This is a genomic window from Anaerofustis stercorihominis DSM 17244, from assembly GCF_000154825.1.
GTDB lineage: Bacteria > Bacillota > Clostridia > Eubacteriales > Anaerofustaceae > Anaerofustis > Anaerofustis stercorihominis.
In genome coordinates, this window is sequence record NZ_DS560019.1 from 332,011 (window position 1) to 357,282 (window position 25,272).

The 25,272-nt window shown below is 33.5% G+C and carries 24 protein-coding genes; 13 read left to right on the top strand and 11 right to left on the bottom strand.

What is annotated here, in order from left to right; all coding sequences use genetic code 11:
• Positions 1–569: 569 nt before the first annotated feature.
• A complete protein-coding gene (locus tag ANASTE_RS06240) occupies positions 570–2,654 on the bottom strand; it encodes a BglG family transcription antiterminator (RefSeq protein WP_007050135.1) in 2,085 nt (694 codons plus the stop codon).
• Between the two features lie 375 nt (positions 2,655–3,029).
• On the opposite strand from ANASTE_RS06240, the gene ANASTE_RS06245 reads away from it, so the two are divergent.
• From ANASTE_RS06245 to ANASTE_RS06295, 11 genes are all read left to right on the top strand, one after another.
• A complete protein-coding gene (locus ANASTE_RS06245; protein WP_007050136.1) occupies positions 3,030–3,260 on the top strand; it encodes a PTS sugar transporter subunit IIB in 231 nt (76 codons plus the stop codon).
• Positions 3,261–3,283: 23 nt separating this feature from the next.
• Positions 3,284–4,573 carry a PTS transporter subunit IIC gene (locus tag ANASTE_RS06250; RefSeq protein WP_007050137.1) on the top strand — a complete coding sequence of 430 codons (1,290 nt, stop codon included), beginning with the start codon at positions 3,284–3,286 and terminating at the stop codon, positions 4,571–4,573.
• Between the two features lie 36 nt (positions 4,574–4,609).
• Positions 4,610–5,419 (top strand): BtpA/SgcQ family protein, encoded by an 810-nt coding sequence (locus tag ANASTE_RS06255; protein ID WP_007050138.1) that lies wholly within the window; start codon positions 4,610–4,612, stop codon positions 5,417–5,419.
• Positions 5,419–6,036, top strand: coding sequence for a beta/alpha barrel domain-containing protein (locus ANASTE_RS06260; protein ID WP_007050139.1), 618 nt, complete (start codon positions 5,419–5,421; stop codon positions 6,034–6,036). The genes ANASTE_RS06255 and ANASTE_RS06260 overlap by 1 nt, the downstream gene beginning before the upstream one ends.
• A gap of 107 nt (positions 6,037–6,143) precedes the next feature.
• A complete protein-coding gene (locus ANASTE_RS06265) occupies positions 6,144–6,566 on the top strand; it encodes a hypothetical protein (protein ID WP_039945251.1) in 423 nt (140 codons plus the stop codon).
• 27 nt (positions 6,567–6,593) lie between these two features.
• The gene (locus tag ANASTE_RS06270) at positions 6,594–7,634 is read left to right on the top strand and encodes a zinc-dependent alcohol dehydrogenase (protein WP_007050141.1); all 1,041 of its coding nucleotides are present in this window, start codon (positions 6,594–6,596) and stop codon (positions 7,632–7,634) included.
• 26 nt (positions 7,635–7,660) lie between these two features.
• The gene (locus ANASTE_RS06275; RefSeq protein WP_007050142.1) at positions 7,661–8,104 is read left to right on the top strand and encodes a PTS sugar transporter subunit IIA; all 444 of its coding nucleotides are present in this window, start codon (positions 7,661–7,663) and stop codon (positions 8,102–8,104) included.
• A gap of 19 nt (positions 8,105–8,123) precedes the next feature.
• A complete protein-coding gene (locus ANASTE_RS06280; protein WP_007050143.1) occupies positions 8,124–8,882 on the top strand; it encodes an SDR family NAD(P)-dependent oxidoreductase in 759 nt (252 codons plus the stop codon).
• Between the two features lies 1 nt (position 8,883).
• A complete protein-coding gene (locus ANASTE_RS06285; RefSeq protein ID WP_007050144.1) occupies positions 8,884–9,348 on the top strand; it encodes a PHP domain-containing protein in 465 nt (154 codons plus the stop codon).
• A 12-nt stretch (positions 9,349–9,360) separates the two neighbouring features.
• Positions 9,361–9,759, top strand: a complete 399-nt coding sequence (locus ANASTE_RS06290; protein ID WP_007050145.1) for a PHP domain-containing protein — start codon at positions 9,361–9,363, stop codon at positions 9,757–9,759.
• A 94-nt stretch (positions 9,760–9,853) separates the two neighbouring features.
• The gene (locus ANASTE_RS06295) at positions 9,854–10,708 is read left to right on the top strand and encodes a DMT family transporter (RefSeq protein WP_007050146.1); all 855 of its coding nucleotides are present in this window, start codon (positions 9,854–9,856) and stop codon (positions 10,706–10,708) included.
• A 424-nt stretch (positions 10,709–11,132) separates the two neighbouring features.
• Here ANASTE_RS06295 and dnaJ read toward each other — a convergent pair whose 3' ends face one another.
• From dnaJ to ANASTE_RS06335, 8 genes are all read right to left on the bottom strand, one after another.
• Positions 11,133–12,272 (bottom strand): molecular chaperone DnaJ, encoded by a 1,140-nt coding sequence (dnaJ, locus tag ANASTE_RS06300; RefSeq protein ID WP_007050147.1) that lies wholly within the window; start codon positions 12,270–12,272, stop codon positions 11,133–11,135.
• A 67-nt stretch (positions 12,273–12,339) separates the two neighbouring features.
• Positions 12,340–14,196 (bottom strand): molecular chaperone DnaK, encoded by a 1,857-nt coding sequence (gene dnaK, locus ANASTE_RS06305; protein ID WP_007050148.1) that lies wholly within the window; start codon positions 14,194–14,196, stop codon positions 12,340–12,342.
• Between the two features lie 22 nt (positions 14,197–14,218).
• Positions 14,219–14,845 carry a nucleotide exchange factor GrpE gene (grpE, locus tag ANASTE_RS06310; RefSeq protein WP_007050149.1) on the bottom strand — a complete coding sequence of 209 codons (627 nt, stop codon included), beginning with the start codon at positions 14,843–14,845 and terminating at the stop codon, positions 14,219–14,221.
• A 9-nt stretch (positions 14,846–14,854) separates the two neighbouring features.
• On the bottom strand, positions 14,855–15,892 hold the full coding sequence (gene hrcA / locus ANASTE_RS06315; RefSeq protein WP_007050150.1) for a heat-inducible transcriptional repressor HrcA: 1,038 nt from the start codon (positions 15,890–15,892) through the stop codon (positions 14,855–14,857).
• A gap of 312 nt (positions 15,893–16,204) precedes the next feature.
• On the bottom strand, positions 16,205–17,866 hold the full coding sequence (locus ANASTE_RS06320) for an ABC transporter permease (RefSeq protein WP_039945254.1): 1,662 nt from the start codon (positions 17,864–17,866) through the stop codon (positions 16,205–16,207).
• 47 nt (positions 17,867–17,913) lie between these two features.
• The gene (locus ANASTE_RS06325; RefSeq protein ID WP_007050152.1) at positions 17,914–19,317 is read right to left on the bottom strand and encodes a coiled-coil domain-containing protein; all 1,404 of its coding nucleotides are present in this window, start codon (positions 19,315–19,317) and stop codon (positions 17,914–17,916) included.
• 254 nt (positions 19,318–19,571) lie between these two features.
• The gene (locus ANASTE_RS06330; RefSeq protein WP_007050154.1) at positions 19,572–20,276 is read right to left on the bottom strand and encodes an ABC transporter ATP-binding protein; all 705 of its coding nucleotides are present in this window, start codon (positions 20,274–20,276) and stop codon (positions 19,572–19,574) included.
• Between the two features lie 77 nt (positions 20,277–20,353).
• A complete protein-coding gene (locus tag ANASTE_RS06335) occupies positions 20,354–21,067 on the bottom strand; it encodes a DNA alkylation repair protein (protein ID WP_007050155.1) in 714 nt (237 codons plus the stop codon).
• A gap of 136 nt (positions 21,068–21,203) precedes the next feature.
• On the opposite strand from ANASTE_RS06335, the gene ANASTE_RS06340 reads away from it, so the two are divergent.
• Together ANASTE_RS06340 and ANASTE_RS06345 are read left to right on the top strand one after the other, a co-directional pair.
• Positions 21,204–22,046, top strand: a complete 843-nt coding sequence (locus ANASTE_RS06340) for a fumarate hydratase (protein WP_007050156.1) — start codon at positions 21,204–21,206, stop codon at positions 22,044–22,046.
• 1 nt (position 22,047) lies between these two features.
• Positions 22,048–22,596: a Fe-S-containing hydro-lyase gene (locus ANASTE_RS06345; RefSeq protein WP_007050157.1), complete on the top strand. Its 549-nt coding sequence runs from the start codon at positions 22,048–22,050 to the stop codon at positions 22,594–22,596.
• A gap of 54 nt (positions 22,597–22,650) precedes the next feature.
• Here ANASTE_RS06345 and ANASTE_RS06350 read toward each other — a convergent pair whose 3' ends face one another.
• The gene (locus tag ANASTE_RS06350) at positions 22,651–24,624 is read right to left on the bottom strand and encodes a hypothetical protein (RefSeq protein ID WP_007050158.1); all 1,974 of its coding nucleotides are present in this window, start codon (positions 24,622–24,624) and stop codon (positions 22,651–22,653) included.
• Complete coding sequence (locus ANASTE_RS06355) at positions 24,596–25,105, bottom strand: hypothetical protein (protein ID WP_007050159.1); 510 nt, start codon at positions 25,103–25,105, stop codon at positions 24,596–24,598. The genes ANASTE_RS06350 and ANASTE_RS06355 overlap by 29 nt, the downstream gene beginning before the upstream one ends.
• Between the last annotated feature and the right edge of the window lie 167 nt (positions 25,106–25,272).

A 25,272-nucleotide genomic window follows, 5' to 3' on the forward strand; every position in this document is an offset into this window, starting at 1 on the left:
ATATTATTAAGTACGATTAAATATTAATTATTACAGTATTTACATATTTAAATTAAGAAAATTGTGTTATTGATTTTCAGTAATATTAACGACTTAAGCATATTTTTTGCATATAAAATAATTAATGAAGAAGGAGCTTCATTAATTTATAAATAAGATATTTATAAAGTACAATAATTACAACAGTAACATTACTATCTAATCAATCTTAAAACAAATAAAGCATTATCATGAATGAAAATTTTATTAGAAAACATTATAATGAATAGAGAGGAAAAAGGACATATCAAAATATAAAAAAATTTAGATTTAGGACAAGAAAGCAGCCATAGAATATTTATATTATATGGCTGCTATTGTTAGACATAAAAAACAAATTAATCAGATATTTTAAAATGTCATACAAAAATATTTGATTTCATACGAAAATTCTGCATTATAAAGATTCAAAAATTTATAATTATACTTAATAATAATTGATATTTCATGTAAAAAAATTTATTATATAACATACTTAAAATAAGTGATTTACAAACTTCTGAAGAAATATCAAAATGACCTGTCGTATTCTATGACAGATCATTTTGATATAGGTCCTTTGTGATTTTTTCATATTCGTTTAAAATATTTATTATTTCAAAACTGTTTTTTGCCAAACTTAAATGATCTAATACTCTTTGATTACACATAATATTCATAATATGAAATAATGCATTTATATATTCAGGAGTATCATTTATTGCAACCGCTATAATAAATTTTACCGGATCATTTGTTTCGTGTCCAAAATCGACGGTTTTTTTCAGCCTGAGGAATGATGCACCGGGCTCCAAGACCCCACAGTCCGGATTTGCATGCGCAAGGGCGACTCCCGGAGCAAAGACGATATAGGGACCATTTTCTAAAACCACATTGACCATTGCAGTTAAATAATTTGGTGTGATTTTTTTATACCAAAGCAAAGGCTCAGCGCAAGTGATAATTGCCTCCTGCCAATTATCCGCTTCTTTATCTAATAAGATATAATCGCTTTTTATCATGTTTAAAAACCGTATAGAAGTTTCTTTACTTGAATTATCTTCATCAGACGTCCCGCCACTGAATATGTCAGAATCATTTATGGGCGTATTATTAAAATTTTTTACGGATTTTGTGGAGATTTTATCTATACTCTCCCTTATATTGCTGAAATCATCTTTACTGAGAACCGTATTTACCTGTACCCAAGGAATATTGATTTCGTTTAATGGTACTGTAGAAATAATTAAATCGCATCTTTGCCTTAATAGAAATGCTTTTAAACTGTGAGCTGAGGTCACCGCAACTATATTTACATTAAAATTTTTTTTGACTAAAGTAGCTAAAAATTCAGATGTTCCTATCCCTGCATTACATGATATTATTACATCTATTTTATTATATTTTTTACTGTTTTTTATAAGTGCTGTCAATATATGCATTAAAATATAAGATATTTCATCATCGCTGAATTTACATGCCAAACCATTTTCCAAGATATAAATATTATTCTTGAGTATAGTAAAATCCTCATAATACTCTTCAATCAATTCGTTTTTAAAAGGATTTACCAAATAGTTTCCATCCTTTATTCTATGAAAAACACTTAAGATATGCCCCGTTAAATACTCATGCAGTTTATAATCTGTAAGCAAATTTATATTGTAAACTTTAGATAACTGATATAACAAACTTTTTACTATTATATGAAAGTTTGCATACTGTCCCTTATTGCTGCTTTCCATAATAAACTGCATTTTGCATAACTTACATGCAAGATACTGTACTTCATTTTCATTATATAAGTATTTATCAAATAAATTTTTATAAATATATTCACACAGATTTATAACAAGCCCGTTGGGTTCAAATGAACCCTCAAGATAATCTTGGCATTTTTCATATGAAATATAGTGATTATTTTCTATTCTGAAAAAAATCACACATAAAATCAACGTCATTTCATAAAAACAAGTATCGTTCATATTTAAATGAAATTGATTTTCTGCAGATTGAAGGGATCTTTCTATCTTATATCTGTATTTATCGATTTTTAAAAACTTTGATATAAACCCCGAACAGGCATTAGGTATAAAAGTTTCCCAAGGAAAAGTATCGGCTAATCCCATATCTTTTAATATATAAAACAAAACATCCCTTCTTTTTATTTCATCGCAATCTAAAACCAATCCATAATGCTTATTTCTGGAAAAACCGACGCCGTATCCCTTTAATTTTTCCCTAACATTTTCCATTGTATTTACCAAAGTTGTTTTACTGACAAAAAGGAGCTCTTCAAGCTGAGAGGATTTTAAAGGCATGTCCTGTACCAAAAGTATTAATATAATCAGATCTTCCCTTTCTTTTGAAGACAGATAATATTCATAAAAGTTTAAATTAAAAAGGAGGTTATATATCTTCTTGGTGCTTTTCTCATCCCCTATATATCTGAAAGATAAATTTTGAAATCGGCAAACATCACCAAGTCCGTTTTTAGACAAAAATTTTTCGATTTCATTATAGTAATTCCTAATACTCCTTTCACTGAGCTTGAATTCATCGGCAATATTTTTAAGTTGCAGAGGTCCTTTGCTGTCAACGATCATCTTTAAAAGTTTACATATTTGATGATTCATTTATAATTCGTACCTCCTTTCGATATAGGTCTTTTTTATTAATTTTATCATACCTAATCATACATGGATATAAATTTAAATATGCAATTTTTTACAATTATATTGTAAAAATTTGTCTAATTAAATAGGTTTTCTTCTTTCAAATTTATTGAAAGAAGTTACTGTTTTTTATTTACAGAAAAAATAATATACTGAAATTACAAAGAGGATTCGGTCTAAAATATGTAACTCATACAGACATTAAAATTTTTTATCTGACATGACTGCATAAATAAATTAAGAAAGGAGAGAAGAATAATGAAGCCTGTAAGAATATTAGTTTGCTGAGGAGGTGGCATAGCGACATCAAGTATAGCAGTAGCACTTGTCAAAGAAGTGTGCAACGATATAAACATAAATGCCAAAATCGATAAAAGCACTATAAACGGTGCACCTGCCATTGCTAAAAATTATGATATCGCTTTGTTTACCGCAAAATATAAAAAACCGCTGGACTGTCCGATAATGTGCGTTACAAATTTTATAACAGGCATTGGATTAGAAGAGACAAAAAAAGAATTAAAAGAAGTACTTAAAAAATTAGAAAAAGATATTAACAAAGATTAAAAAAATTTAGAAAGGAGAAGAAAATGAATTTTTTTCTTGAAAGTGTTCAATTAATAATGAACCTAGGAGGCAGCGTTATGCTTCCTATCATGATTACTATTTTAGGACTGATTTTCGGGATAAAGTTTTTTGAATCTTTAAGGAACGGTCTTATGATAGGGATCGGTTTTATCGGTATTAATACGGTAGTCAGTCTGCTCGTTACCTCGTTTGCACCTGTAACGGAATATTACAGCAAGATGTCTTCCGGTTTTACCGTTATTGATGTCGGATGGGAAGGAATAGCTGCCCTTACATGGAGCACATCATTTGCACTTATTATTGTTCCGTTAGGAATGCTTTTAAATTACCTTTTAGTAAAAATAAGGTTTACAAAAACTTTGAACGTAGATATATGGAATTATTATCATCCGATTTTAACGGGTACGATTTCTTATTACTTACTTAAAAATTTAGGTGTAGCGTCTATGACGGCAAGTATCGTCGGTGTTGTAGTGGGGGTCGCATTTACAGTCGTTGCCTGCAAATCGGGAGATTTCTTTGCTAAAAGATGGCAGGATTATTACGGACTTCCGGGAACCACCTGTACAACTCTGGATCAGACACTTACTTTCTGGCCGATCAGTTTTATAGTGTGTAAGATAATCGACCTTATACCGGGTCTCAATAAGATCCAAATAGATATAAACTGGGTATCGGAAAAATTCGGCTCCTTGGGGGAACCTTCGGTTTTGGCTTTTATAGTTGGTTTGGGACTTTCAATACTGACCAAACAAGATTTGGGTTCAGCTCTTACTATGAGTGTAGGTTTAGCAGCTGCTGTAGTATTAATGCCTAAAATGGTTTCTATGCTTATGGAAGGATTAGTCCCTATAGCAAATGCCGCACGTGTATCTATGCAAAAAAGGCTTGGAAGCGAATATGAAGTATATATCGGTATGGATGAAGCATTAGGACTTGGAGATGAATGCGGTTTAGCCGTTGCTTTAATTATGATACCTATAACTATAGCACTAGGATTTATCATCCCAGGTGTAAACTTCTTCCCTGTTGCAATGCTTGGTGCTCTTGTCTATTTGGGACCTGCAGCCGCTATGTATGCAAACGGGAACATATTTAAAACACTAATGGGTACTATCGCCATAGTTGCATTCATGCTCGTTACCAAATCATATATGGCAGATATAGCAACAAATTTAGCTCTTCAGGTAGGAACACTAGAAAATACCGGACAGATGATAACAGGATCTTCCTTAAATGAAATCCAATGTGTTCTTTTGGGCGTGGTCGGTAAATTCTTGGGAGCATTCTAAAATAAATTTTAAAATAAAATTAAGGAGGATTTTGATATGTGGATGAAAGAAATATTTGGTACCGATAAACCTATAGTCGCAATGTTACACTTAGCGGCTTTACCGGGGGATCCATTATATGATGAAAATAAAGGACTTTGCTATGTTATTGAAAGAGCAAAAAGAGAAATAAAGGCACTCCAGGACGGAGGAGTGGACGGGATATTGATTTCAAATGAATATTCTTTCCCATACATGGGAGACGTTCCTATCATAACGGCAATGTCTATGGCCCGTGTCATAGGACAATTAAAAGAATATTTTACAATACCTATGGGAGTTCAGATAATTTCCGACCCTTATAAGACATTCGATTTGGCAGCTTCGGTAGGTGCAAAATTCGTTAGGGGCACATTTACGGGTTCCTTTGCGGGAGACCATGGTATAGCTGTATATGATACAGGTAAGATCATGCGTCATAAGATCGCAGTAGGAGCAAAGGATGTCAAATGTATGTATAACCTGGTACCGGAGGCTGCGAAATATCTTGTCGACAGGAGCTGGGAAGAAATCGCGGATTCTACGGTCTTCCACTGTAAACCGGACGCTTTAATGGTCGCAGGATTTTTAGCAGGCAGAGAAGCGGATACTCAAATAATGACAAGAGTCAAAAAAGTAGTTCCAAACACGCCTGTTTTCGCCAATACCGGAGTCAGATACGAAAATATAGAAATGCAATTAGCTGCATGTGACGGCGCAATTGTGGGAACGACTTTCAAAGAAGACGGGGATTTTTATAAAGAAGCGAAATACGACAGAGTCAAAGCTTTTATGAATAAAGTAAGAGAATTCAGAGGAGATAAATAATGATAATAAGTCCTTCAATCGCCTCTGGTGATGCCTTAAATCTTCAAAAGGAAACAGAATTTGTTGATAAACATTTTTCCAATATACATATGGATATACAAGATGGTGTTTATGCAAAAATAACATTCGGGATGAAAACATTAGAACAAGTCTGTTCCATCACGACATCAAAGGTATCTGTACATTTGCAAGTGATGGATCCTTTGAAATATTTAAAACCTATTTCAAAAATGGATAATATTGATATCGTACATATCCATATAAATCATTTAAAAGATCCCAAAAGAGTCATAAGTGCCTATAAGAAAGCGGGTATCAAAACAGGTATCGGTTTAAGCAACTACGATCTGGATTCAAATACAAACAAATATTTTGAATTGGTAGATTCCGTATTGGTACTTACGGCATGTTACGGTGATCCGTTGCAGGAATATTCAATAAAAATGGAAAATTACGTAAAGGATATCATCGATAACACATCTCTTGAAATGTGGGTTGACGGAGGTATAGATCTGGATAGACTTACTCATTTAAAAGAAATAGGTGTTGATGCCGTAGTTTTGGGAAGAGCTGTATTTGGGGATAAATATGCGGCAAAGATGATATTTGAAAAATAAAAATATTATCCAATTTAAGTAACTTCCATAAAGATATATCCCTTTGACCTTTGATTAATGTGATATATCCTAAATATTTGTATTATATACAAAGTGAGAGTGATGATATGAAAACTTTTAGATTAAGCGAAAAGTATAAGAAGCATTATATATTGATAGGCAGCGGTTTTTTGATATGTTCTATTTTTATATATATATTCAGACTCGATTATAAATTTATGGGAAGTATGAAATTCTTGTTTTATTTCGTTTCTTTACTGCTGAGCTTCATGTATTTATTCCGACACAAGATAAATAAAATTATTCTAACAGAAAAAAGCATAATTTATTATGACGGTATAGCTCCTAAAAAGACTTACGTTTTTAAAAATATAAAACAAGTGGAATACGGATTCAAAAAGAAGATACGTGTCCATCTCATAGGAAGAAGGATCGTAGCTATACCTTATGTCTTTAATGACTTAGATACTTTTATTGAAGGTTTAAAAAAAGCAAAAGTAAAAGTAGTAAAGAATGATAGATATAACTAAACGACAATAAAAGAAAGAAGGATAAAAATGGAAAATCAAATGAAAGGGATTTGTCTGAATGAAGACAGGACATTGCAGCTTAAGAATTTTCCTGTTTCACCCCCTACACAAGGGTTCGTAAGAGTAAAAATAAAAAGAAGCGGGATATGTGCCTCCGATCTGGGATATATCAAATACGGTGCGAAAAGGCTCGAGCTTCCCGTTATTTTAGGCCACGAAGGCTGCGGGATAATCGATGAGATCGGTCAAGGAGTAAAAGGTTTTGAAAAAGGTGAAAGAGTCGTTGTAATGACTACATACGAATTATGCGGTAAATGCCGATACTGTAAAATGGGTGCCACCAATCTGTGTATAAAAAGAAAAGGGATAGGCTCCAAAGTCAATGGTATGTTTGCCGATTACGTCACGGCTCCGTCTTCCAGCCTTATAAAAATGAGGGATCATGTCACATATGAAGAAGCTTGTATGACGGAACTTACAGTTTGTGCGGTTCATGGAATAGTTGAAACCGCAAAAGTAAGAGCCAATGATTGGTGTCTGATATCCGGCCCAGGTCCCGTAGGTCTCATTACTGCGCTCGTAGCAAAAGCCTACGGAGCAAGAGTAATTTTAGCGGGACTTTCAGCTGACGAAAAAAGGCTAAAAAAAGCTAAAGAGCTTGGTATAGACATCACAGTAGATATTTCAAAAGAAAATTTGGAAGATATCGTTTATAGTAAAACAGAGGGATACGGAGTCGATATAAGCGTTGAATGTTCGGGGAACTATAAATCCATGAAAACGTGTATAGAGCTTACTGCCGGCAGAGGGAAGTTTCTGCAAATGGGGATAATGCATGAAATAGGCAGCATAGATATGTGGCTTGTTTTACATAAGGAACTGAAGATATATTCATCTTTGAGTCAAGTACCTCAAAGCTGGAAGACCGCTGCCGATCTGATAGCAGAAAAAAAAGTAGATGTAAAAGCATTGATATCGAAAACATATGGATTGAATGACTATAAAGAAGCATTTGAAGCTGCCGCCTCAGGTCAAAATCTCAAGATCCTATTTGATCCCGAGATTTAAATTCTTTTATATTTGGAGAAAACATAATGAAATTAAAAAAGGTTTTAATCATAGAAGGTGATGCATCGAATTGGCAGGAAGCAATAAGCCTTACAGCAGATGAACTATTCAATAATGGGTGTGTAAAAAATACTTTTAAAGAAAATTGTATCCTAAGAGAAAAACAGTTCCCTACGGGACTTCCAACCAACGTTGCGGTGGCTATTCCTCATACCGATGCCATACATGTGATCGAGAATGCCGTATGCATTTTAAAACTCAAAAAGAAAGTTTTATTTAACAGCATGCAAGATCCAAATGATACAGTAAATGTTGATTTTGTCTTTAACATGTCGGTAGTTGACGATAACAAACAGCTTCAAATGCTGCAGGAGATAATAAAAGTCGTTCAGGACAGCAATTTTTTAGAAAAAGCAAAAAAAATGCCATTGCAGGATTTTAAAAACATCCTGCAGAAACAATGGCTGTAAAAATAAAGAAGGTATATAAATGAGTTATGAAATAGATCTTTCAAATCAAGTTGCTCTTATAACAGGTTCCGGAAAAGGTATCGGAGCGGAGATCGCCTCTGTATTGGCTTCTGCCGGGGCAACAGTGATCATAAATGATATCATGGATGAAGAAATGTGCATTGAAACATTGAATAATATATCTCAAATAGGACCTAACCCTTATTATATAAAATGTGATATTTCCAATGAAGACGATGTAAAAAGCATGATCGAAACAGTTAAAGAAAAATTTGGACGTCTGGATATAATAGTCAATAATGCCGTTATTTCAGTAAACAGCGGAGCGTCATATGACAAGATGTTTGCTGTCAACGTCAAAGGGGCAGCCTACGTAACAGAAAATAGTTATACGTTGTTGAAAGAAAGTAAAGGCAAGATAGTAAATATAGTTTCCGCCTCCGTTTTTATGGGAAGGACAGAAAGTAAAGAATACGTATCGACTAAAGCAGGCGTATATGGTCTATCCATGTTTTATGCAAAGCATTATGCAAAAGACGGGATAAGGGTAAATGCAGTTGCACCTGCCGTTGTGGTAACGGATCTGATGATAAAAAGGTATGGGAGTAAAGAAGCTATACTTGAGCATTACAAATATAAAATGCCTTTGGGACGAGTCGGTTATCCAAAAGATACCGCAAATGTCGTTTTATTCCTGGTATCTCATATGTCAGATATGCTTACGGGAGAAGTACTTTTCGTCGACGGAGGACGTATGCACATAGGTCATAACATATAAAATGAAACTTATTGATTATCATATACACACCGATTTATCAGGAGATTCCAATGCAAAATTGGAAGATATAGTACACACTGCCATCAAAAAAAACTTAAGTGAAATAGCCATAACGGATCATCTTGAAGTAATACACAGTGACGGACCTTACAAAACAGGCAATTACGATACGACCGAGCCTCTGTTCTATCCCGTCAAATGTGTACCTCCAAAGCTTCCGATAAATAAGGATTTCTCAAAGCTGAAAGAGAAAATAAATATAATAAACGAAAAAAACAGGGGAAAGCTTAAAGTCTTATTCGGAGTTGAAATTTCGCAAGCCGATGCAGACTTGGAGTTCTCAAAGTCATTTATAAAAAAGAACCCTTTCGATATAATATTATGCTCCACTCATTCTTTGGAAAAAGATATCGACTTAAATTATATCGACCTTTCAAAATGTGATATCAATGATATATATATATAATATTTGGAGAAAATGTACAAGCAGTTAAATGAATTTTCGGATTTTGATATAATCAGCCATATTAACTACATTATAAGATATATTTATAAAGATACGAAGATAAGATTTGATTATTCTCCTTATGAAGACTGTCTAAGAGAAATAATAAAAAAAATAGCTCATATGCAAAAGGGCATAGAGATAAATACATCTGGTTTGTTTCAAGGAGTAGATGAAACTTTTCCTTCTTTATGGCTGGTAAAAATTTTTAAAGAATATTCAGGAAAAATAATAACAGTAGGCAGCGACGCACATAATCCGCAGGACATAATAAGAGGCTATAAGTATGCCTTGGAGCTTTTAAAGCTGGCGGGATTTACGAAAATAGCTTCTTTTGAAAAAAGAAATATAAAATTTATCAATATTGAATGATATATCACGATACTTTCGTGATGTATGCTTTTGTGCCGGATATGAAAAGCATATCCGGCATTTAATTTAAGAAATAAAAAATAAGGATGAAGTCTTGAAAACAAAAATAAATGCAAATATATATATTTTATTGGCTGCCCTATGTTGGAGCAGCGGAGGAATACTGGTAAAAATAATTTCCTTCGATCCCTTCAATATAGCTTTTTTCAGAGCCCTTATAGGTCTGATAGCCTTCGGTATATACCTTAAAAAATCAATACCTAAACTTAATAGGAAAATAATCTTAAGCGCCCTTTGTATAGCAATGACCAATGTATTGTTTGTTATAGCAAATAAACTGACATTCGCCGCAAATGCAATAATACTTCAGTATACAGCTCCCATATTTGTGATATTTATGGACTTTTTTATAAACAAAGTAAAAGCAACCAGACACCAACTTTTAACAATTCTTTTATGTACAGTAGGGGTCGTGTTATTTTTCTTCAATGATATAGGAACAGGAAAAATAATAGGAAATTTAATAGCTTTATTCTCAGGCATTACCTTTGCAGGAGTATTTTTTATAAATAGATTTAAAAATTCTTCGACGGTGGACTCTGCTTTCTTATCAAACTTTATGATAGTAATCGTTTTGCTACCTTTCGCTATTATCAATCCCATCAAGTCTATAACAATAAACGAAAGTATAGCTGTTTTCTTACTCGGGACGATTCAGGTATTTATGGCTTATATATTTTTCTCAAAAGGAATAAAAGGGACTTCATCAATAAATGCTTCTTTAATTTCCATCATAGAAGCTGTATTAAATCCTTTATGGGTAGCTATCTTTTTCAACGAACTGCCTAATACATTATCTTTTATAGGTTTTTTTATAATAATTTTTGCATCAATATATAATACATTTAAAGAAAATACTATAGAAACCGATGTAAAAAACTCAAAGTAAAATGTGTTTTTCGTTATATATATTTTTTGGTCAACATCTTTTTAATAACCTATATAATTATATTAAGATGTAGCATTTACCCTTGGAGACAAACTATTTATAATATAAATTAAATAAAAGTAAAATTATTATATGATGTTCAAAAAAATCAAATATAAATATAATAAATTTTGAGAGCTTAAAAAATAGATTAAAAGAAATGAAATCAGAAATGAATGTATAAATTAAATCATTTTAATTATTATTATGCAGAATTGTACAATACTAATATGTTGAAAATAAGTTGATATTTAAAATATAAATAAACCAAGATATCAAAAAAATATTTACATGAACGAAAAAATATAAGCGAATAATCAGTACTAATACAAATGATAACCAAATCTAATACTTAAAACTAAAAAAGACCGCAGTTGCGGTCTTCTTATTTAAAATTATCTTTTACTTTATCCCAAAAGCCTTTGCTTTGCTCGTTGTTTTTATCGCTTGAAATATCCGAAAATTCCCTTAATTTTGCCTTTTGCTTTTCATTCAAGTTCTTTGGAACTTCAACTTTGATTTCAACGTATTCATTTCCCTTACCGAAACCGTTAGGGTTTTGTACCCCTTTGCCTTTAAGCTTGAATACCTGTCCTGACTGTGTTCCTTCAGGTATTTTAAGTTTAACTTTACCGTCTACAGTAGGAACCATTATACTGTCTCCCAATGCAGCCTGAACGAATGTAATAGGGATCTTGCAGTATATGTCATTTTCTTCTCTTGTAAATATAGCATGCGGCTTAACAGAAATATAAATATAAACATCTCCGTTAGGTCCGCCATTCTTTCCTGCTTCGCCCTCTCCTCTTAGAGGAAGTACACTTCCGGTATCTACTCCCGCAGGTATCCTTATGGAAAGAGTTCTCTGTTTCTTAACAGTCCCCTCGCCACCGCAGGTCTTACAAGGATTAACTATTTTCTTACCGGTACCGTTACATTCATCACAAGTTTTGACCGTTTGAACCGTTCCAAACAAACTTTGCTGAGTTACTCTTACCTGACCTGTACCATGACACTTATCACAGGTCTTTATATCAGAGTCGTTTACCGCACCTTTACCTCCGCAAGTATCACAAGTTTCTGTCCTTCTTATTTTGATTTCTTTTTTACATCCAAAGACAGCATCTTCAAAAGAAAGCGTTAAATTGACTCTTAAATCTCTGCCCTTTTGACGAACGTTTTGTCTGGAAGCACCGCCTCCGCTAAAACCTCCGCCGAACATAGAACCAAATATATCACCAAACATATCTTCAAAGCCGCCGAACCCGGCACCACCAAAACCTGCACCTCCCATATTTGGGTCGAATGCATCATGTCCGAATTGATCATATTTGGATTTTTTATCAGGGTCGGATAAAACTTCGTATGCTTCATTTATTTCTTTAAATTTCTCTTCCGCTTCTTTATCATCAGGGTTTCTGTCCGGATGATATTTCATAGCGAGCTTTCTGTATGCTTTTTTTATCTCGTCTTCGCCGGCGCTTTTATCTACTCCTAAAACCTCGTAATAATCTCTTTTTGACATTATTATTTACTCCCTTATATATTATGAAAAATCACCCTGCGGCTTAGGCAGGGTGAAGTTAGACAGTTTATTTGTCGTCGTCATCTACTACTTCGTAATCTGCGTCTACTACGTTATCGTCTTCTTTGGTTTCGCCGGCGCTGCCATTTACATCTGCGCCAGGAGCAGCACCTGCACCGTTCCCTGCTTGTTCAGCATATAGTTTTTCAGCGATTGGATATAAAGCTTCACTTAATTTTTCTGTTGCTGATTTGATAGCCTCAACATCAGAACCTTCTAATTTTTCTTTTAAATCTTTGATTGCTTCATCTACAGGAGCTTTTTCTTTATCGGTTACTTTATCTCCTAGATCTTTTAATGTCTTTTCAGCATTATATACGGCTGCATCAGCATTATTTCTAACAGTGATTTCTTCTTCTTTAGCTTTATCTTCGCTTGCATATTGTTCAGCTTCTTTAACGGCTTTATCAATATCTTCCTGACTCATATTTGAAGAAGATTGAATTACAACATTTTGTTCCTTACCCGTACCTAAATCCTTAGCTGTAACATTTACGATACCGTTAGCGTCGATATCAAATGTAACTTCGATTTGTGGTACTCCTCTAGGAGCTGATGGGATTCCTGTCAATTGGAAACGTCCTAAAGTTTTATTTCCGCTTGCCATACCTCTTTCACCTTGAAGTACATGGATATCTACTGCTGTTTGGCCGTCTGCAGCTGTAGAGAATACTTGGCTTTTCTTTGTAGGAATAGTAGTATTTCTTTCAATTAATTTTGTAAATACTCCTCCAAGAGTTTCGATACCAAGTGATAAAGGAGTTACGTCAAGAAGTAATACGTCCTGAACATCACCGGCAAGTACCCCGCCTTGGATAGCTGCACCTATAGCTACACATTCATCAGGATTGATACCTTTGTCCGCATCTTTTCCCGTAATTTTCTTAACTGCTTCTTGTACTGCAGGGATTCTTGTAGAACCGCCCACCAATACGATTTTATGGATTTCGCTTGCTGATAGACCTGAGTCCGCAATAGCTTTTCTAACAGGTTCCATTGTAGCTTCTACAAGATCAGCTGTAAGTTCATCGAATTTAGCTCTTGTTAATGTGACATCTAAATGTTTTGGACCTGCTGCATCCATTGTAATAAACGGAATATTGATTTGTGCTGTAGTTTTGCTTGAAAGTTCGATTTTAGCTTTTTCCGCACTTTCTTTAAGTCTTTGCATAGCCATTTTATCGCCGCTTAAATCAATACCATTTGTCTTCTTGAATTCGCTAACCAAGTAATCGATTATTTTATTATCAAAATCATCTCCACCTAAGTGGTTATTACCGTTTGTAGCCTTAACTTCAAATACTCCGTCTGCAAGTTCAAGGATCGATACGTCGAATGTACCGCCACCAAGGTCGAAAATCATTACTGTTTGACTTTGTTCTTTATCAAGACCATAAGCTAAAGCTGCTGCTGTAGGTTCGTTGATAATTCTAAGAACTTCAAGACCCGCAATCTTACCTGCATCTTTTGTAGCCTGTCTTTGAGCATCTGAGAAATAAGCAGGAACAGTAATAACTGCTTTAGAAACTGTTTGTCCCAAATAACTTTCTGCATCTTTTTTAAGTTTTTGAAGTACAAAAGCAGAAATTTCCTGTGGTGTATATTTCTTGCCTTCGATATCAACTTTATAATCGCTTCCCATATGTCTCTTTATTGAAGCAACTGTCTTTTCCGGGTTTGTTACTGCTTGGTTTTTAGCAACTTGACCTATTAGTCTTTCTCCGTCATTTGTAAATGCAACTACTGATGGTGTAGTTCTTGCACCTTCCGCATTTGCTATAACAACGGCTTCGCCGCCTTCCAATACTGATACACATGAATTTGTAGTACCTAAATCGATACCTATAATCTTTTCTTTACTCATCTTTCTTACTCTCCTTATTCCTTTATTTTAACTTATTTACCTTGACCATACTCGGTCTTAAGACTTTTTCTTTGTATATATATCCATCTTGAAAAACTTCAAGAATGATATCATCTTCTTTATCGTCCAATTTTTCCACCGCTACCGCATAGTGTTTATTTGGATCGAATTTTTCATCAAGAGCTTCTATTGTTTCTATACCTTCATTTTTAAGTAATTCAGTTAGCTGTGTAAATATCATATTTACACCTTCATAGAAACCGCTTTTTTTATCTGCTTCACTATCCAAAGCCCTTTTAAAATTATCAATTATAGGAAACAAACCTTCCGCAAACTTAGATGTTGAATATATGATCATAGCTTCTTTATCTTTACTTGCTCTTTTTTTGTAATTATCAAAGTCAGCCAAGAGTCTCATATAACTGTCATTTAATTTATCATATTTTTCTTCCATGCTTTCTTCCTTGACTTCCTCTTTTTCTTCAGGTTTACTTTCCTCTACGCTGTCCTTAACTTCTTCAGCTGTTTCTTCCGTCACTTCTTCCTGATTAACATCCTTTTTCTCATCTTTATTCATATTTTTTTTCTTTTCTCTCTCTTCTTTTTCTTTTCTAAGTTCATTTATATCTTTAATATTATCATTACTCATTTAGTTACCTCACTTTTTAAAAATTTTTGTAATATGCTTGGTAAGCTCATCACTTAAAAAATCAAGTGTCGAGACTGCGTAATCATAATTCATCCTTGTCGGTCCGATAACACCTATAGTTCCTACCGTTTTACCGTTTAGCTTATAATTTGCGGTAATAATAGAACAATCGTTAAAGTCCTCGACTTTATTTTCATTTCCTATCACTATATGGATATCACTATCGTCACTATCAACAGAAATAGCACTTTCAAGCGCCTCTTTACTGTTAACCGAATCTATAAAATGCTTTGCCCTTTCTATATCCCCGAATTCGGGAAAGTTTAGTATCTTACTGACTCCTCTGGCATATATCTTTGAAGAATTGGTATTTTCAACCAAACTTCTGAATACCGGCATTATTTCCGAAAGTATCCTGTTTTCCGTCTCACTTAATCCCTCAACCAATTCACTTAATAAGTTGACGGCTTCGTTCGCAGGTCTGTTCTTTATTATAGTGGTGAGAGCATTATTTATTCTTTCTATCTCTTCAAGTGTGACATAAGTTTTAAGCCTTATTTCAGAATTTTTTATCAGCCCTTCTTTGGTAACTACTATAAGCATTACCCTATCTTCTTCTATATAAACAATCTTAACATCTTTTACATTAAGAGAAGATAATCGCGGTGCCATGACTAGTGATGTGTAATTGGTCATTTTAGTAAGTATATTCAAAGTTTTTTCTATCGTATTATTAAGTTCGAGCATATAATTATCATATTCTGCTCTGACAGCCTCTCTGATTTCAGACTCCAAAGCATTCTTTTTCATGAAGTTATCAACATATAATCTATATGCACTGGTAGAAGGAATTCTTCCGGCAGAAGTATGAGGTTTTATTAAAAATCCCATTTCTTCAAGGTCCGACATTTCATTTCTGATAGTTGCCGAAGATACCCCGAGATTGTACTTTTTCTCCAAGGTCCTTGAACCTACAGGCTCGGCTGTTTTGATATAATCATTTATGATAGCTCTTAAAATATTAAATTTTCTATCGTCCCAGTTCATTTTCCTTTCTCCTTCTTATTAGCACTCCTCAAACCTGAGTGCTAACACTGTCATAAATATACCACCAAGGAAATACTTTGTCAATAGATTATAAAATTAATTTTCATTTTTAATTATATTTTAATCTTTACCTTATTTTAAATAAAGAACACTGAATATTCTTTACTATATTTACCCTATAAACCACAAAAGAATACATATTAATTTATCAAATAAAAACTAAAAAAGAAAGAAAAATAGGAAGAAAATCTTAAATTTTATTAATTTATATTATTAAATAGCAATATAAAAAAGAGAAGTAAAACTTCTCTTTTATTCCACACTTTTAAGTGATTCGACCATATTGATTTTTTTCAAAGTCTTTTTCAGGAACAGATTGACAACAAACGCAAATACTATCGTTAAAACTATCCCATATATATAACTCGAGAACAAAATACCTTTATAAAACTGAACAAAATCTACGGCTACTGTATTCATAAGGTAAATATGAAAGTACTTTCCTACTATACAGCCTACTATAATACCCAAAATATTAAGTATTATATTTTCTCTTACTATATAAAAGTTTACTTCATTATTATAAAAACCGAGCACTTTTATAGTTGCGATCTCTCTTATCCTCTCGCTTACATTTATATTATCCAAGTTAAACATTACGACAAATGCAAGCATGCCAGCAGCAATAATTATAACAACTATAACAAAATCCAAACTGTCCAGCTGTTCTGCGAAGTTATCCGCCTGCCTTTTATTAAAGTTGATGCTATTGATATTTTTATCTTTAAGCAAATCTTTACTTATATTATCATAAGTAGCTTCATCATTATGAGCCAATCTCGATAAAATCAAATTTGGAGTTAAATCCTCATTCATTGTAGATTTATAATATTCTTCACTTAAAAACATATAATGATAAACATAGTTATTGATTATATTTACAACAGGGACTTCAAACTCTTTATCATCCATATTTTTGATTTTTATTATATCGCCTTTTTTGATACCTGCTATTTCACTGAGCCTGCTTGTAATTATAACCCCGCTTTTCGGCATTTGAACGGTTTTATCCGACTCATAATCGTTTAAATAGATATAATCGTTGACCGCACTTTTATCTATGGGAACCATCAAAGAAAATGAGTAGTCTTTTTTCTTTCCTTCCACATTATAGGTGTCCTTATAAAATAACTTACTGTCTTTTATTTCCTTATCTTTATTGAATGTACTCCTTATATCATTAAGCTCTTTAACCGTTATATCGGTATCCAAAGACGTTTCCATATTATAATTCCATACTTTGTTATACTGCAAGTCAACAATACCGGATATGGAATACCTAAGTCCAAATCCCGCTATCAAGAGTCCGCAGCATGCCCCTATACCCACTACGCTCATAATAAGACGCTTTTTATACCTTACCAAATTTCGTATTGTTATTTTCCATTTAAAGCTTATCTTATTCCATACAGCTGGTATCCTTTCCAGGAAGGTTTTTCTTCCGCTTTTCATTACTTTAGGTCTAAGCAAACTGGCACTTACTTCTTTAAGGTCACTATTACATGCAAAATATGCACTTAGTACCGTACACATGACACCTATAAATAATGATAAAGCAATATATGAAGGATAAACCACGGTTATCAGATTAGGTGTTTTATAAAGTATCCTATACGCATTATAAATCATCTTAGGTACGAAGGTAAATCCGATTATAAGACCTATCACACTGCCTATAAAGCTGGCTGAAAACGCATATACGATAAACTTCATACTTACAGCCCATTTACCGAAACCAAGAGCCTTTAAAATACCAAGTTCCGTTCTTTTTTCCTCTACCATTCTAGTCATTGTCGTCAAACAAACCAAAGCAGCAACCAAAAAGAATATTGCTGGGAACACTTTTGCTACCGATGTTATTTTCTTTGAGTTCTCAGAATAGCTGAAATAACTTTCATTTGCGGTTCTGCCCAATGTATACCATTTTACTTCTTTTAAATCATCGACTTTTTTCTTTAGCTTTACCTTATTTTATTTTCTGCTTTTATAAATTCATTATCAACCTTTGCTTTATTTTTATTATAATCTCTATAACCTTTATTTAATTTTTCTCTGCCCTCTTTAATTTGCTTTTCCGCTTTTTTGAATTCCGAATCCGCTTTGTTTCTTTGTTTTTCTAAATCTTTATATCCCTGTTTTACTTTTTCTTTTGCCTTTATCAATTCTTTTTGGGAAGATTTGATTTGGTTTTCGCTTTTTAATATTTTAGCTTCCGCAATGTCAAGCTCTTTCTGTTTTTTATCTAGTACATCTTTCAGATATTCCTTTTCCTGCGCAGTCAGACCTGCGACGTATTGTTCAAACTGTAACTTACCTTGTTCAAATTCTTTTCTCGCCTTAGTTACTTCTTCTTTTGCTTTTTTTAATTTCTTTTCATTAGCGGGTATTTCTTTTTTTGCCTTATCTAAATCCCTCTTTGCCTTTTCCAACTTTGATTTAGTATCTTTTTTAGTACTTTTTAATTCATTTTCACTTTTAGTTAATTTTGCCTTACTATCATCCAATGTCTTTTTAGCTTTATTTAATTTATCATTGGTTTCTTTTTTCTTCTTATTTAACTTATCTTCCGATTTTTTTATCTTCTTATAAGCCTTATCTTTTTCTTCCTGTAATCTTTCTTTACCTCTATCATCGGTTACTTTTTTTATATTATCTTTATAATTATCTATTATATTTTCATATTCTTCACTGAAACAATTTACTTTATCTAAATTATTTAGGGTAATATACAAATCAGTATATACGCTGCTGTCAAAAGAATTTTTATTTAAAATCAAAAATGTATCTATACTCCCGTTGCCAAGTGTGGAAGAACCGTAATCATCATCGGTAATATAATAAGACCAAGAAGCACTGCCTACGATCTTTAATTTTTTAACTTTTAATTTTGCTCCGGAATGCTCTTCAACAGTTAGCACATCACCTAATTTATAGCCTTTAAACTCCATATAATTATCGGAAATAACGCATTCATCATCCTTATTGGGATATGTCCCCTTAATAAGTTCATATTTCATCATATTTATGTCTTTATAGTTCGGCATTCCAAAAGCTTTTGCAACTATACCGTCATCACCATGTTTTAATAATAATTCAGTAGAATACGTTGCAAATATATCTTTTGTATTCCTGTCATTTTTTATCGCTTCAACATCTTTTTTATTAAAGCCATATGTAGACATAAAATTAATATCATATAGATTTGTATCTTTAAAATATTTATCCGCGGTAAATTCCATCTGAGGACCGATAACTCTTAAACCCACAAAAAAACAAACACCTAATAACGTGATCAATAGGATTGAAATAAATCTGTTTTTAGTTGTCTTGATTTCTCTGAATAAGTCTTTTAATAAAGTCTTCATTATTTACCTTTTCTATAAATATAATATTTACTTTATAATTTAGCATTAAACTATTTGATAATTAAAAATGCTCTTTAAAACTATATAATGAAAAATATGCGGGTCGGGGTAGTAGTCGTTTATATAAAAATCGGGTAGATTTTTATATAAAATCCGACTACGTAAAAAGCCTCCATGGCGTTTGAATGGAAGGGTTTTATCCAATATTTTTGCCTTCGGAAAAATATTGGTCGACCTTAAAGTCGAAACCATATTTACCATTCAATATCCTCTACATTTTTAACATTTTCGTTTATGATTATATCGCTTATTTCTCCGTTTTTTACTTTGATTATCTTATCAGCCATTGACATGAGTGCAAGATTATGAGTCACGACTATAACGGGGATATTGTTCATAAAACATATATCTTGCAAAAGTTTTAGTATGGACTTTCCCGTCTTATAATCGAGAGCTCCCGTAGGTTCGTCACATAAAAGCAGCTTCGGATTTTTTGCCAATGCCCTTGCTATAGATACCCTCTGCTGTTCTCCTCCCGAAAGCTGAGAAGGAAAGTTATCTTTTCTGTTTAAAAGCCCTACATCTTCCAGTGCTTTCTCGGCTGATATTTCGGAGTTTGATATTTCAGTGGCAAGCTCTATATTTTCCTTTGCGGTAAGATTTTGTACTAAATTATAAAACTGAAAAACAAAACCTACATCATATCTTCGGTATGTTGTAAGTTCTTTTTCATTAAATGAACTTATATCTTTACCTCCTACAATAATACTCCCATCGGTTATAGAATCCATCCCTCCAAGAAGATTGAGAAGAGTCGTTTTGCCCGCACCGCTTTGACCTACGATAATCGTAAATTTACCTTTTTCTATTTCAAAGCTTACATTATTAAGAGCCGTCGTGGTATTTTCTCCGCTGCCGTAAATCTTACTTACATTTTTAAATATAATATTATCTGACATATAAAACCCCTGCCTTTTTACTTATAAATATTATACTATCAATTTAAACATTTTCATATGTATTTTAATAAGAAAAATCAAACATTACTTCCCATTTTTGATTTATTGGAAATAAGCCTTGTCCGCCCTTCGACTTTAACCAATGTATTTAATTCTTTCAAAGCATTATTCCCGATCCATACTTTTGATTTTATGCCTGATAATATCAATTTATTTGATACTTTTGCTGATTTATCTTTCCACTCCATATCTTTTTTACCGATTTCTTTAAGTGCCCACAACACTGCCTTTTTTACATGTTCCCTGTCATCATCGCTGTTTTCTTCTATTATTTGAAGCATTTTATTTAGAGCTTCATCATCAGCTTTTTTATTATGAATAACATAAGAAGCAATAAGAGTAAATGCAGCCCTTTTATAATATAGTTTTTCACTGCTGCTCCATTTATATATAAGATCTTCATATCCTTTTATTTTAATGATTATATTCTTGCATAAGTGATCACATAAATCCCAAGAAATGACATCATTCATTATTTCTTCTATATATTCAAGCGTGACTGACTTTTTATCCATTATCAAAACAGATAAAAGCATAGCCTCGTGATATCCGCTTATCCAAAGTTCTCTTGCAAGGTCGTTATCCTTTTTAATATTCTTACTAAATTTCCTTAAATCCGCCATAGGAACACCTATACATCTGTCTTCGGGAATACCCAGTTTAATAATATTTTTCTTATACTTTTCATCACTCATTTTTTTAAGCTCATTGATTATTTCATTACTATTCATAACGCTTCCCCTTTATTAAGTATATTTAAATCAATTATATAACAAATCAAAATTTTTACTATTACTTTATTTCACAAGTAGAAAATATTTTTCTGCTGTGATATACTAAAAAATATAATAAATTTCAGAGGTTATTATGAGAGAAATAGATACCGGTTTAGTAAGAAAAACAGTAAAAGATTTGATATTAAAAGCGAATATATTCCTCTGTCCGGATATAAAAAACGAGCTGATCAAAAAAGAAAAAGAAGAAAAATCGGAAATAGGAAAAGGACTTTTAAATGTAATAAACGAGAACATAAAAGTCGCGGCAAGAGAGAACTGTCCTATTTGCCAAGATACGGGGATGTGTATCGTTTTTTTGGAGGTCGGACAGGAAGTTGTATTTAAAGGCAACTATATTTATGATGAAATAAACGAAGCAATAAGAGAAGCTTACGAAGAAGGATATTTCAGAAAAAGCGTAGTCGGCTGTCCGCTTAGAAGAGAAAATACAAAAGACAACACTCCGGGAATCATATATTATAATATAGTAAAGGGAGATAAGGTAAATATCAAAGTAATGCCAAAAGGTTTCGGCAGTGAAAACTGCGGAGCAACGAAAATGCTAAAACCCGCCGACGGTTATGAAGGTGTAGTAAATTTTATTTTAGACACGGTAAAGAATGCGGGAAGTAAGCCTTGCCCTCCGATGATAATAGGAATAGGAATAGGCGGAACCATGGAAAAATCCGCACTTATGGCAAAAGAAGCATTGCTTTTAGATATAAATCATAAAAATGAAGATCCCTTTTACGCTGAAATGGAAGAAGAATTATATACAAAGATAAATAATCTTGGGATAGGTCCGGGTGGACTTGGAGGAACGACAACAGCTTTAGGGGTAAATATTTTAACTTACCCTACCCATATAGCGGGACTTCCGATAAGTGTAAATATAGGATGTCACGTATCGAGACATACACAAACGGAGATATGATATGGAAAAGAAAATAACATTACCTTTGACCGACGAAGAAATATTTAACTTAAATGCAGGAGATAAAATATATTTAACGGGAACCATATATACGGCGAGAGACGCAGCTCATAAAGAAATGATCGAAACGATCGAAAAAGGCGAAGAACTTCCCTTTGATATAAAAGGCGCGTGTATATATTATGCGGGTCCCTGCCCGGAGAAGCCGGGAGAAGTAATAGGTTCATGCGGTCCCACAACATCCGCAAGAATGGATAAATACACTCCTTTACTCCTTGAAAAAGGACTTAAGCTCATAATAGGAAAAGGCGAAAGAAACGATGAAGTGGAAAATGCCTTAAAAGAAAACGGAGCGGTATATTTGGCGGCAGTGGGCGGCTGCGGAGCTATTATAAAAAAATGCATAAAAAAAGCAAAGCTCATTGCTTACCCCAATCTCCTTTCTGAAGCCGTAAGAGAGCTTTACGTGGAAGGTTTCCCTTTGATCGTCGCAATAGACGCAAAAGGAAATAATCTTTATAAAACCGAAATGATAAAGTATCGGAAATAAATAATAAAAAAAGACCCCAATGAAAATGAGGTCTTTTTTATTTTAATAATTTTATTATTTAACTTTTACTTTTAGAACCTTGCTGAAGCTTCCCTTATTGCTTCCCGCAACAGCTCTTACTTTATAGTAATAAGTCTTCTTAGATTTTAATTTCTTATTTGTATATTTTGTAGATTTTAATGTGGCAACTTTTTTATAACCGCTGCCCTTTTTAGTCGAACGATAAAGTTCATATTTTGTAGCTCCTTTAACTTTACCGAAAGATACAACCGCGTATTTTTTACCGGCTTTTACTTTAAATGATGAAACTTTGGAAAGTTTTAACATTGGTATTGATGTAACTTTTGTCTTGGCATTACATCTTGAGCAATGTATAGATTTAGAGCCTTTAGCTGTATATGTTGCTTTTTTATCTACCGTATAACCTTTGTTCCATTTATGTCCCAATGCTTTTACAACGACTTTATCCATCTTATGGCAGTCAGAACAAAATCTTGCATTTGCACCATTTGTAGTACATGTAGGAGCCAATGCTGTTTCCCATGCACCGTAATTGTGAACGTCATTCTTAGGGATTACTGTTTCTTCGGTTACACTTTCACATCTTGAACAATGTTTAGATTTAAGTCCTTCTTTTGAACATGTAGCACTTACATCAACAGTAAATTCATCGCTGTAATCATGTCCCAATGCTTTTGTTGCAACTTCATTTTGATATGCATCACATTTTTCACATTTTTGAGCCATCAAGCCTTTATCCGTACATGTAGCTTCTTTTACTATAGTGTATTTGTCGGCATAACTATGTCCGGTAGCATTAATATCTCTGCTGTTTTGTGTAGAATCACATCTTGAACAGTGCTGTGATTCACTTCCGTTTTCTGTACATGTAGGTTCTGTATCTACTGTATACGCCTCTGCATAATCATGACCTAAAACGTCTATTGATGTAACCTCAGTCTTATCGTCACATCTTGAGCAGTGTTTTGATTTGCTTCCCGCTTCAGTACAAGTCGCTTCTTTATCAACGGTAAAATCTTCTGCATATTTATGTCCCATAGCAGGGATTTCATAAGCTTTGTCTTCTTCACCGCATGTCTTGCAGACTCTTTCCTTTTTACCCGCATCTGTACATGTAGGGTCTGTTACCACATATTCACCCCAGTCATGTCCCGTTGCGGGAATGATAACTTCATCTACCTTATCTCCGCATACGCTGCATTCTTTATATGTCTTGCCGTCTTTAGTACATGTTGCAGCTTCTGTTTTTTCTTCGTATTTATGTCCAAGTGCAGGGATAGCTTCCGTAGAATTTTCCTTTACATCATCACATACGCTGCATTTTAAATTCTTTTCTCCAGCTTCCGTACATGTTGCGGCTTTAACTATATTTTCCTTATAATCATGTTCGATCATAGGGATTTCTTCTTCTATCTTATTACTGCAAACACTGCAAGTCTTGCTCTTGGAACCAACTTTCGTACAAGTTGCTTCTTCATCAATCGTCCATTCTTCAGGATATATATGATCATCAGTCTTTTCTATTTCCGTAACATCGGATTTTTCTGTACAGCCCGGAGTAGTACAGTGATGAGATTTGCTTCCTGCTTCTTTGCAAGTCGCTTCCTTATCAACTGTCCATTCATCGGAATAACTATGATCAAGTTTAGCAATTTCTTCACTATCCTTTGTTTCACTACATCTGCTGCAATGTGTAGATTTGCTGCCCACTGCCAAACATGTAGGTTCTTGATCAACTGTTTTTTCGCTTTCCCAGTCATGACCCAATTCGTCTGATGCAGTAGATAATATATTTTCATGTCCGCAAACGGTACAAACCTTATAAGTTTGAGTACCTACAGTACATGTAGGAGCCTTTGTAAGCGTTTCGTCTCCGTATGTATGTTCAATCATAGGAATGGTTTCAGCGTCTTTTGTTTCATCGCATCTGCTGCAATGTATAGATTTGCTGCCCGCTTCCGTACATGTTGCTTCTTTGTCAACTGTTTTTTTCGCTTTCCCAGTCATGATCCAAAGCAGGTGTTGTAGTCACATCTTTATTACCGCAAACAGTGCATGTCTTTGTAGATGTACCAGCTTCTGTACAAGTAGGTTCAACAACTACAGGATCCCCGTACTTATGACCGGTAGCAGAGATAGTTGTCTTATTAAGAACGACATCACAACCTTCATTCGTACAAACAAGACCTTCTTCGCCGTTTTCTGTACAAGTTGCTTCCTTTATTACCTTTTGTTCAAAATTATGACCTGTTGCAGGAATAGTTTTTTTACTATCCTCATCTACTTTGTCACAGACACTACAGTGAATGGACTCCTCTCCGTCAGCAGTACAAGCAGCTTTTTGATCGACAGTATATTCTTTATTCCATACATGATTACCCTCACCGCAGTCTTTTACGTCATCCGCAAAGACATAAGCAGGAAGTAAAGAAACAACCATCATTAAAGTAACAGCTAAGCTTATACCCTTTTTTAAGTGATTCTTCATTTAATAATTTCTCCTTTATAATATTTTAAATATATAATGCAAAGAAATTGTTACATAAAGCTTACTTTTTGTAACAGAAAATATATAATGAATATAAGCATTTAATAAATATATTTATGCAATAAACAACGTATTTATGACATAAAAATCAATTTTATTTGTTATTT